Raw genomic sequence first — 10,494 nt, forward strand, 5'->3', positions numbered from 1 at the left:
AATCCATTGTGATGCATGATATTGTCATTGGTCTGTTTATCAATAGATATGAGTTTTCGTTTCAACCCCATTGAACGTTCCAACAAATGTGACACATTACCCTACTGCTAGTTCCAATGCATTCAGTAATGACCTTGCATCACCGTTGGCGACATTGGCTAAATGGGCGATCGCTTCTTCGGTAACATTTACTTTGAGGTTGCCGTAACCTCTCTGGCGATCGCTAATTGCTTGCTTTAATACCTGTCGCAAATCTGCTTCGGTTAATGGCTTTAATTGGAATAATCGCGATCGGCTGACCAGTGCCTTATTAACTTCAAAGAAGGGATTTTCGGTAGTTGCGCCGATGAGAATGATTGTGCCATTTTCTACCCAAGGCAGTAATGCGTCCTGTTGGGATTTGTTGAAGCGATGCACTTCATCGACAAAGAGAATCGTGCGTTGATTGTGATAGCCTCGTTGGTTTTGTGCAGTTTCGATTGCTTCTCTGATTTCCTTTACGCCTGCGAGAACGGCATTGATGGCGATGAAGTGGGCGTTGGTGGTGTTGGCGATAATCCTTGCGAGGGTGGTTTTGCCTGTCCCTGGGGGACCATAAAAGATGAGGGATGATAGGCGATCTGCTTGGATAGCGCGGCGAAGCAGTCTTCCTTGTCCGAGGATATGTTCTTGTCCGATGAATTCATCGAGGTGGCGCGGACGTAGGCGATCGGCGAGGGGGGCTTCTGATGCGGTGATTTGTTGGCGGTGGTTCTCGAATAGGTTCATGTTATGGGCGATCGCTTAAAGTCCCTTGCGCTTAACTAATTCCATGAGCTTACGCTTACGGGCATTCATTTCAACTAATTGATTGCGATAGCTGAGCCATTCTTTTTCCTGTTTTAAAATCTTATATCCATTGTGAACTTGTTCCAAACACGCGATCGCCTGTTCATAATCATCGGATTTACCGCGAGCAATAATATCCTCCGCTAGAGATTGCGCTTTGGTGATCACCCATTCAGGATTATTTTTGATCACTGCTTGCATTACTCGTAATCTAGTCTGATTTGGGCAATAACTAGTATTGGCGATCGCGATCGCTTCATCAAATAGACCTTCTTCTAAAAAGATATTGACCTTGGCTTCAGTAGCCGCAAAAGAATCGAATTGCAATAAATATTTGAGCAAAATATCTTTAGTTGTCTTCCATTTGCTCTTTGTCAAGTCACGGATTTGATGATAAGTATTGAGGGAAGGTTTGAGCTTAAATGCAACGATCTTGGCATTAAGCAAGATTCCTGTCTCTCCCAAACTTTCGGCTAAACGGGCTGTCCAATCCGCAAACTCAACTGTCCGATAGCGCTTAGCATTCTCCTCTTGTAATTGCAATCCCTTGTTGGCAATATATAAAGCTTGCTTCTCGAAACCATTCTCTAACAACTGCTGCGCTATGACAAAAGCTTGATCTTCATCTTGGACATTCTCCGCCTCTGCGATCGCCTCTTCATAGCGACCTAATTGGAGCAGCATATTTATATAGTTAGTAAAGATGCCTGCATCTTTAGCCAGATTGAGGTATTCATCAAAACGCTCTTGGGCTTGTAAAATTCTGAGACGAATTTCTACTAATTGATGGTGATTTGTTTCGCGAACATAGACATTTTCTTCCTTATGAATAGTTGACCTTTTTCTTTTAAATTGCGTTGAGATTTTGGGAGATTGATCATCAAGATTTTCTGGTTTTTCTTTGCCTTGCAGTACTGCTTGTAAATAGGGATAATCCCAACCCTGTACCAAGGCAACGATACTAAAATCAAGATCTGCACAGAGTTTATCCTGAGTGCCTTCGATTTCTGTTACCCACTTTTGTCGTTCCTTTGCCGAAAAATCTGTCCAGAGAATTGCTTCAGCCATTGCTAGATCGAGATGATCGGTTAAGTTCTCCACATCGCCCAAATAGTTTTCGATTTCTTCGGTAAAGTTACATAATTCTTCAGCGATCGCATATAACATCACAAAAGCCCTAAAGCTATCTCCTGCTTCTAGAAATACCTTTGTCTTTTCGATCTCTTCGTAAATGGTATCTGTAAAAGGATCATCTTCATCACTATAGCTATATTCATAATTGCGTATAGCCTTGCTTAATGCATAGGCTAATTGGCGACGAAAAGGCGATCGGTCAATTTCTGGGTGTTGAATTGCGGTCTTACTAGATTGAGATTTCGATGAAGCCTTAGCAGATTTTGACTTGTTTTCTTTAATGCTGTTTAAAAGCTGGATCTGATTATCAATGAGGTCAACTAAATCAGGAGATTGGGCTGCAAGGTTATGCAATAGTTTGCGTGTTTGCTCTAGATCCAGTTTTTCGAGCATTTGGGCTAGGTTAGGACGCTCTTCTATCTTGGGTTTCTCCAAGCCTACTAATAGGACTGCCACAATATGCTTACACCAACCACCAAAATCGTAGGGGCAAGAACACTCTGCTGATTTAATACCGCGATTGCTAAAGCCGATACTTACGCGATAGTAAGTGCTTCCTGCTACTGTGGCTTGCAGAGTTTGATCTCGCCAAAATAAATCTTTCACTGATTGCGATCGCGCGTATTCTTTGCCACGCTGAAAAGATTTATCACTTGCATTTTGGCGAATCACTGATTCACTTATCTTTAGTGCAGGCATATGCAACTCATGTTCTTTGTTAAGGTAATTTTACTGTGAGATTGGCGATCATCATTACTTCTAGTAAATAATTAAGTCCTCCGATTTTTGGGCTCTTCAATTCTGTTCTTGATTGTATTTTAAGGATAGACAATCAGGATTCATTATCTCTGTCTTACCTAAATTTTGATGTTTGAGGCAACTGACGGATAACGTTACCCGTCAACTTCAGAATTGGCACAAAATGCTCGTTAAACTAAGTATTAATAAGTATAAATTAATCTCTGACTATTGAATTTGCTCTAAAAGCATCACAATTTATAAAAAATTGCAAACATAAGTTACACTTCATAAGTGTTGTTTACCACGATATCCTGTGACCAAGATTATTGCCCTGTTTAATCAGTCTGGTGGGGTTGGCAAAACCAGCCTAACTATGAATCTGGGATACCAACTTGCCCAACGCGATCGCAAAGTCCTTCTAGTCGATATGGACCCGCAATCATCATTAACATCATTTCTAGGACTTGATATCTATCAACTAGATAAGACTATTTATCAGTCCATTACTCAGTACGAAAGCTTATCAATCCACCACAATATTCATGGCATGGATTTAGTCCCATCCAATATTCAGTTAAGTGCCGCCGAGATGGAACTGGTCTTAGCTGAATTTCGAGAAGTGCGCCTCAAAGATGCGATCGCTACAGTCCAAGAACAATATGATTTCATCCTGATTGACTGTCCTCCCAGTCTCGCTATCCTTAGCTATATCAGCCTGATTGCCGCTACCCATGTGTTAGTCCCAATTCAAACCCATTATAAAAGTCTAGTTGGTTGTAACTTATTACTAGAAACCGTTGCGCGTGTCCGTCAAAGGGCTAACCGTAATCTTAAAGTTGCAGGCTTTATTCCCACCATGCACGAAGGACAAACCCTGCAAGCAAAAACCAGCCTAACTACTATTCAGACCCAACTCTCATCGATTGCCACCGTCTATCCTCCTATCCCAAGGACGATCGCTTTCCCAGACTCGGCGCAAATGCATGAACCATTAGGATTACATTCACCGAAACACCCAGTTATCGATATCTTAAATCAAATCACAGATTCATTGGAGACAATTTAATGGCTAGCAAGCGATCTTTACCAGCATATCAAATTAGCAATGTTCGTCTATTGGATGAACTGACCTCAGCAATCAATCAGACAGTGAAAATGGATCTGATTCAATTGCCAGTTAAGCAGCCGCGACGATATTTCGATCCGCAAAAGATGCAGCAATTGGTGCAATCGATCCAAGAACATGGCATCTTGGAACCGCTATTAGTTCGTCCTTTGGCAAATGGACAATATGAATTAATTGCAGGGGAAAGAAGATTTCGTGCTGCCCAAATTCTTGAACTAGATACAGTACCGATCATCAGTAAAGATGTCACCGACAAAGAAGCGATCCAGATTGCTCTTGTTGAAAATTTGCAGCGTGAAGACTTAAACCCTGTTGAAGAAACTGAGGCTATTCTAGATTTATTATCCCTTTCCCTTGATATTCAGCCTAGTGATATTGCCTCCACCTTAAACCAAGCAGCCAATGCTAAAAAACGTGGCCTCAAGTTGACGGATAACGTTAACCGTCAACTTGAGGCGATCGAATCTTTACTGGCTAATGTTGGCAGGTTCAACGCTGAATCCTTTCGCACAAATCGTTTGCCGCTACTAAATATGCCTGATGATGTTTTAGAAACATTGCGTCAGGGCAAATTAGAATTTACAAAAGCAAGAGCGATCGCTCGTATGCGAGATGAAGGTCAACGGCAAGAATTACTTGAAGAGTCTATTGCTCAAAATCTGTCTCTTTCTCAAATTAAGGCTAGAATTTCTGCTATTAACTCTGTTAAAGATTTGACTGTAACAGAGCCTTCTCTCAAAGATTTGATGAGTGAGGCTTTCACGGCAATGAAAAAATCTAAGGTTTGGGATAATCCTAAAAAAACTAAAAAGCTTGCCAAGCTACTAGCCGAAATCGAAACTTTAATTCAGGATGAGTAAAACTCATTGAGGTTATGCCGAACATATACGAACTTTCTCAAGAAGTATCTCAGCTAGAAAAATTTGAGCAAATTGTTTCTGGTGAAAATATCCAGATTGAACGCATTATTTCCACAGGACAAACTACGACCTCAGGACAATGGTATGACCAAACTGCGGATGAATGGGTGATTTTACTTCAGGGCGAAGCCGAGCTTTCCTGTGCAGACGATTCGAAAATAAAACTAAAAGCAGGAGATTATTTACTTATTCCCGCGCATACAAAGCATCGTGTTGAATATACTAGTGTTGAGCCAGCCTGTATTTGGCTTGCTGTACATGGGCAGTTTTCATCTTAGCTAACCTAAGTTGGATAAAGAATTATATGAAATCGAGTTGGCTAAGAACATCATGCAACCCACCGAGGACAGTGAAGAGGATAGTCCTGTTTTAATTAAACCCGAAACCGTGGGCAGACATGGCGCAAAACCAACATTTACAAGGTTAAGTAGTTTTTCGGCAGAGGTTAGACATATCTGCGATCGCATAGGGGAATATCGAGATCGCGGGATTGCTTGGAATGACATAGCGATTATCTATCGTTCGGACTTCATGGGGCGATCGCTGAGCCCTGCTTTAAAAGATGTCAGTATACCTGTGGAATGGCTAAACGAAGACAGTAACAGCAAGCGTTACCACCCAGAAGCGCAAAGCGTGAAACTGTTGACGATGCACAGCAGCAAAGGGCTTGAGTTTCCAGTGGTGTTTATTGCGGGTGTGGGATTTATGCCGATGCAGTCTCAGATGATCGCGGACGAAGCAAGGATTTTATATGTGGCGATGACTAGGGCTACGGATACGGAGTATTTAGAATTGAGTTGCGATCGCGATTCGGCGTTTGTGAAGCGATTAGTGAATTTAAAGATATAACAGAGAAGGATAAATAGACACACTATCTTTAGGGCAAAAATTGAACGACGACTACCTCACAATGTCAGTGGTGATTTTTACGTTGATAGCACTTGTATTGATTGTGATACCTGTCGATGGATGGCTCCCGAAATATTTCATCAAGTCTCCTCTCAATCCGTTGTTTATCATCAGCCCATAGGGGAAATCGAAAGACTGAAAGCTCTACAAGCACTGTTGTCATGCCCCACTGCTTCTATTGGCACAGTAGAAAAGCCCCACGATATCCAATTGGCGCAGCAAAGTTTCCCCATAGAGATTGAGCAAAATGTTTTCCATTGTGGCTATCATGCGGAATCATCCTATGGTGCGGCAAGCTATCTACTCTTGCATCCTGAAGGGAATATTTTGATTGATTCGCCACGTTTTAACACGCCATTAGTCAAACAACTAGAAGTAATGGGAGGGATACGTTATTTGTACCTGACCCATCGTGATGATATTGCCGATCACCAGAAATTTCATGACCATTTTGGATGCGATCGCATTTTGCATCAAGATGACATTGGTATCGGGACAAAAAATATTGAAATGCAATTAACTGGGACAGATCCTATTGCGATCGCGGATGATCTGGTAATAATTCCTGTTGCTGGACATACTAAGGGGCATACGGTTTTACTGTATAAGCAGAAATATTTGTTTTCGGGCGATCATCTTGCATGGTCTAATCGACTGAATCGGTTGATTGCATTTCAGAATGCTTGCTGGTACTCATGGGAGGAGCTAGGGAGATCGATGAAAAAGTTAGCAACATATTCGTTTGAATGGGTTTTACCCGGCCATGGTCACCGCTATCACGCAGATCGTGAAACTATGGATCGCGCAATGAAAGAATGCTTAACGTCGTGGGAATAAGTAATTAAGCTATTAAAACTTTCCACTAGAACGATCTTGTGATCGCATCAGAAGCAATACTTTTTAGGCGATGACTAGGGCTACGGAGTATTTAGAGTTGTCCTGCGATCGGGATTCGGCTTTTGTGAAGAGATTGGAGAGGGTGCTTTAGGAGAGCTTGTTACTCTAGATAATAGATAAAATTAAAGCCTGTGTTGTTTGCTATAGCGGTTTTCATATGAGTACGAGCAAAAACGGTGGTCTGAAACACATATAAAATTCATACTTTAGCTGCACCGAGCCCACTGAAAACCGCTATAAAGGCTTGAATCCAAACTACTTATACACAGTTATTTCAAATTATTATCTAAGTCATTTTTTATGATCAAGTTTGCGATCTTATCATTGATTATCTATCAAACAATACTATCTCTTTGAGATATAACCTTAATAATCAACCATGTAACACTAGAAACTTTAGGAAATCATGAGTGGACTCGGCGGCTTAAATAAAACCCCAAATGGTGTAGTGATAGGGATGGTGCAGCTTCAACTACCAACAGTTGTCACCAAACAAGACTTAGCAGCCCAAACTCAACGTATTTGTGAAATGGTCGCTAAAGCAAGGCGAAATATGGCAACTATGGATCTAGTCGTATTCCCTGAATATTCTTTGCATGGTCTGTCGATGGATACCAATCCCGAGATCATGTGTAGCTTAGATGGGGCAGAAGTAGCAGCATTTAAACAAGCTTGCATTGACAATAATATTTGGGGTTGCTTCTCATTGATGGAATATAATCCTCAAGGTAATCCCTATAACAGTGGAATTATCATTGACAATCAAGGCGAATTGAAACTTTACTATCGCAAACTACATCCTTGGGTTCCAGTTGAACCTTGGGAACCGGGGGATCTCGGAATCCCAGTTTGTGAAGGACCTAATGGCAGTACGATCGCGCTGATTATTTGTCACGATGGTATGTTTCCTGAAATGGCACGAGAATGTGCTTATAAAGGTGCAGAAATCATGATTCGTACCGCTGGCTATACGGCTCCAATTCGCCATTCTTGGCAGATTACCAATCAATCGAATGCTTTCTGTAACCTGATGGTGACGGCTTCGGTCTGTATGTGCGGCTCTGACGGCAGCTTTGACTCTATGGGAGAAGGGATGATTGTTAACTTTGATGGTGAGCCTTTGGTGATGGGCAGTCACCGCCCTGATGAAATTATTACTGCTGAAGTTCGTCCCGATCTAGTCCGTGAAGCTCGCAAACATTGGGGTGTAGAAAACAATATTTACCAATTTGGGCACCGCGGTTATGTGGCTGTGAAGGGTGGCGCTCAAGACTGCCCTTATACATATATGCAAGATATGGTAGATGGAAAATATTCTCTACCTTGGGAAGAAGAAGTTATTCATAAAGATGGAACTTCTTGCGGATTTCCGCTGCCTGAGCGGACATATTCTAATCCGAAATGAGCTGAAATAGGCTTCGACTTACCTTTTATCTTTGGCTAAGCGAAGTCGAAGCCTTCACATAAAGATAGGATTGATCCAGATAAAAGTTATTAGAAAAAGCGATCGCCGCTTAACCCAATCCATCAAACGCTATGCTATTGGCAACTTTCTACTAAGTAGGCAAGTATAAGTAAACTGAAGATAAGAAACTCAAAATTTTTATGTATTAGCCGCTTATCACTATAGTTTCACTAAGGTAAAAGTGTTAACTTTTCTTTGGCATCTCTACTTAGAACACCATGCGATTATTGCATGGCGATCCGCTAAGGCTACGAAGTATGTAGATCTTTCGTGCGATCGCAATTCAACTTTTGTGAGGAGATTGGAGAGGGTGGTATAGATTTGCTAAAGGTATAGCGATTGCGTTTACGAAAAACGTACAATAATCAAAACCTTGAACACAGGAAAAACAACTATGCCACGCGGAGGAAAACGGGAAGGAGCAGGTCGTCCAACTGGTACATACAAGTATGGGGAGCAAACCAAAGCAGTGCGCTTGCCCATTCATATTGCCGATGAAATATTAGAAACCTTAAACCACCAAGCTCCCAAAGAACCAAAAACTACGGTTGAGTCAGTATTTAAACCCGAAGGGCAAACCAAACAACGAGTCCCGTTATACCTTAGCCCCATTGCCGCAGGGTTTCCCGCACCGACGGATGACTATGTAGAGGGAAAAATCGATCTTAATCGCCATCTGGTTAAACATCCCGAATCAACATTTTTAGTGCGTGTAGTCGGTGAATCGATGAAAAATGCGGGTATTCATCCTAGTGACTTACTGGTAGTTGATCGAGCGATCGAGCCGACCAATGGCAGGATCGTGATTGCAGTTGTCGATGGGGAATTGACGGTAAAGAGACTCAGGAAGCATCGAGGTAAATTATGGTTAATGCCTGAAAATACTGACTTTCAACCTATCGAAATTGGTGAAAATACGGACTTACATATATGGGGAGTGGTGACCAATGTGATTCATGCTTTGTAGTAAAACTAAGCCAAATAGAGCAAAAAGTATCATCAATAATCTCACCCTAATTTATGGCTTTTTATGGCAATAAATGAGATGTGACAAGAATTGTTTGATTAATGTACATTAATCAAATAGCTTTCAGGATTTATCTATGACTCGCTCTTCTAATCCGTCTGAAGCAATCCTATCCCTATCTGCATCTAAGGCTCGTTCCTTCGGTATTGCCGAAAACAACCATGATGCTTCTAAGTTTTTTGCCATGTGGCAAGCCCTTTGCGTTCGTCTTGATGCGATTAATCCTAATTGGCAAGTCCATTTTTCTGAGCCAGTAGCTGTATCCGACTACATCACCATGCGCTGTACCTTAGAGTTAGGCGATATCACCCGTGAGGCGACGGGCAGTGATAAAGGCTGTTTGATTCGAGTTGGTACGTCAACTATTGGTATTCATGCCCCCGAACGTGCCATGCTCAATGCTTTTTGCAATGCGGCGACCCAGTTTGGTATTGTTCTGAGCCACACTAAAAAGCCTCCAGATACCAAGCATGACTTAGAATCTGTGGTCACTATTCTTCGCAAGATGCAGCGCAAGCAAAAAATCAAGCGTGGTTTCAAGTCTTTAGCGGCTATTGTCGGTTTGATGACTCGTAAGGCTGCCTAAATATTGCTAAATTCCACCAAAAAGCCTGTTGTACAAGTATTGTTGCAACGGGCTTTTTGGTATGGATCGCAATCTGTAACACTATGCGATCCATCATGATTGCTAATCAATTTCTACTAGAACCAATACGCAATTAGTATGTGGCGATGACCAGAGATGCTAATTATTTGGAGCTTTCGTGCGATCGCGATTCGGCTTTTGTAGCAAGGTTAAGCCATATATTTTAGGTTTAGGGTATACAACTCCTTTGTTGAACGGAAAGTTTTATGAACAACGTTGAATTAAAGAAGGTTTATGCTAAGAGCTTGGTTTTCGTCAGAGTAAACTCATACTTTCAATTAGCAATCGCTTCTATGCTTGTCATTGGCGGAATGCTGATGAGTTTGTTTCTTGTTTTATTTGCTGAAGTAAGTAGCTAAGCAAAATTAATTACATAAGTTGAACCAAAGTCTCGAAGAACTTTTTCAACATAAGAGACTAAACTTTCCCAAGATTCATATGCATTGAGTTCAATCCACTCATACTTCATGAAACGCCACAAAATTTCAATCAAGTTCAACTGGGGACTATAAGGGGGTAACTGGAAAATCTCAACTTGCTGGTTCTTCCACTGCTCTAATTTCTCTTGAATCAGTTGACTGGTATGAATAGAGGCTTTATCCATAACAATCACTGTTGGCTTGGTAGATTGACGAGCAAAGTCATCGATACAAGCGAGAATGACTGCACTGGTGATACTGCGTTCAAAAACATAAGCAGATAAGTCATTGTTTCGATTCATCAAACCCACGACATTTAACCTCTTACTGCGTTGACTGGGTAAGCTTAAACCCGTCCCTTTCTCTTGCCAAGCATAGGGAA

10 protein-coding genes and 1 pseudogene are annotated in these 10,494 nt (G+C 41.6%); 8 read left to right on the top strand and 3 right to left on the bottom strand.

From position 1 onward, the window contains the following. Positions 1-102 precede the first annotated feature (102 nt). Positions 103-768, bottom strand: a pseudogene (locus H6F41_RS17840) (AAA family ATPase); the annotation flags it as partial. Positions 769-783: 15 nt separating this feature from the next. After that, positions 784-2,661 (bottom strand): SWIM zinc finger family protein, encoded by a 1,878-nt coding sequence (locus H6F41_RS17845; RefSeq protein ID WP_190404814.1) that lies wholly within the window; start codon positions 2,659-2,661, stop codon positions 784-786. A 355-nt stretch (positions 2,662-3,016) separates the two neighbouring features. Here H6F41_RS17845 and H6F41_RS17850 point away from each other — a divergent pair, with 355 nt between their 5' ends. The 8 genes from H6F41_RS17850 (at position 3,017) to H6F41_RS17885 (ending at position 9,633) form a co-directional block, all read left to right on the top strand. Beyond that, a complete protein-coding gene (locus H6F41_RS17850; protein ID WP_190404815.1) occupies positions 3,017-3,769 on the top strand; it encodes a ParA family protein in 753 nt (250 codons plus the stop codon). Then, positions 3,769-4,689 carry a ParB/RepB/Spo0J family partition protein gene (locus H6F41_RS17855; protein WP_190404816.1) on the top strand — a complete coding sequence of 307 codons (921 nt, stop codon included), beginning with the start codon at positions 3,769-3,771 and terminating at the stop codon, positions 4,687-4,689. The genes H6F41_RS17850 and H6F41_RS17855 overlap by 1 nt, the downstream gene beginning before the upstream one ends. A 14-nt stretch (positions 4,690-4,703) precedes the next feature. After that, a complete protein-coding gene (locus H6F41_RS17860; RefSeq protein WP_190404817.1) occupies positions 4,704-5,027 on the top strand; it encodes a cupin domain-containing protein in 324 nt (107 codons plus the stop codon). A gap of 52 nt (positions 5,028-5,079) precedes the next feature. Further along, entirely contained in the window at positions 5,080-5,598 is a 519-nt protein-coding gene (locus tag H6F41_RS17865) for a 3'-5' exonuclease (RefSeq protein ID WP_242023105.1), read from the top strand. A gap of 24 nt (positions 5,599-5,622) precedes the next feature. Continuing rightward, positions 5,623-6,495 carry an MBL fold metallo-hydrolase gene (locus H6F41_RS17870; protein WP_408962551.1) on the top strand — a complete coding sequence of 291 codons (873 nt, stop codon included), beginning with the start codon at positions 5,623-5,625 and terminating at the stop codon, positions 6,493-6,495. A gap of 466 nt (positions 6,496-6,961) precedes the next feature. Next, entirely contained in the window at positions 6,962-7,960 is a 999-nt protein-coding gene (locus tag H6F41_RS17875) for a formamidase (RefSeq protein ID WP_190404819.1), read from the top strand. 454 nt (positions 7,961-8,414) lie between these two features. Continuing rightward, positions 8,415-8,987 carry a LexA family protein gene (locus H6F41_RS17880; protein WP_190404820.1) on the top strand — a complete coding sequence of 191 codons (573 nt, stop codon included), beginning with the start codon at positions 8,415-8,417 and terminating at the stop codon, positions 8,985-8,987. A 136-nt stretch (positions 8,988-9,123) separates the two neighbouring features. Beyond that, positions 9,124-9,633, top strand: coding sequence for a hypothetical protein (locus tag H6F41_RS17885; protein ID WP_190404821.1), 510 nt, complete (start codon positions 9,124-9,126; stop codon positions 9,631-9,633). Positions 9,634-10,048: 415 nt separating this feature from the next. On the opposite strand, the gene H6F41_RS17890 is transcribed toward H6F41_RS17885, so the two are convergent. Further along, positions 10,049-10,494: IS630 family transposase (locus H6F41_RS17890; RefSeq protein WP_190401965.1), on the bottom strand; the 446-nt coding region annotated here is incomplete at its 5' end.

Origin of the sequence: Pseudanabaena mucicola FACHB-723 (assembly GCF_014696385.1) — a bacterium.
Taxonomy (GTDB): Bacteria; Cyanobacteriota; Cyanobacteriia; order Pseudanabaenales; family Pseudanabaenaceae; genus Pseudanabaena.

Excerpts from the sequence above, each read along its gene's own strand:
- H6F41_RS17845 (WP_190404814.1), bottom strand. The coding sequence starts at position 2,661 with ATGCCTGCACTAAAGATAAGTGAATCAGTGATTCGCCAAAATGCAAGT.
- H6F41_RS17855 (WP_190404816.1), top strand. The coding sequence starts at position 3,769 with ATGGCTAGCAAGCGATCTTTACCAGCATATCAAATTAGCAATGTTCGT.
- H6F41_RS17860 (WP_190404817.1), top strand. The coding sequence starts at position 4,704 with ATGCCGAACATATACGAACTTTCTCAAGAAGTATCTCAGCTAGAAAAA.
- H6F41_RS17865 (WP_242023105.1), top strand. The coding sequence starts at position 5,080 with ATGCAACCCACCGAGGACAGTGAAGAGGATAGTCCTGTTTTAATTAAA.
- H6F41_RS17875 (WP_190404819.1), top strand. The coding sequence starts at position 6,962 with ATGAGTGGACTCGGCGGCTTAAATAAAACCCCAAATGGTGTAGTGATA.
- H6F41_RS17880 (WP_190404820.1), top strand. The coding sequence starts at position 8,415 with ATGCCACGCGGAGGAAAACGGGAAGGAGCAGGTCGTCCAACTGGTACA.
- H6F41_RS17885 (WP_190404821.1), top strand. The coding sequence starts at position 9,124 with ATGACTCGCTCTTCTAATCCGTCTGAAGCAATCCTATCCCTATCTGCA.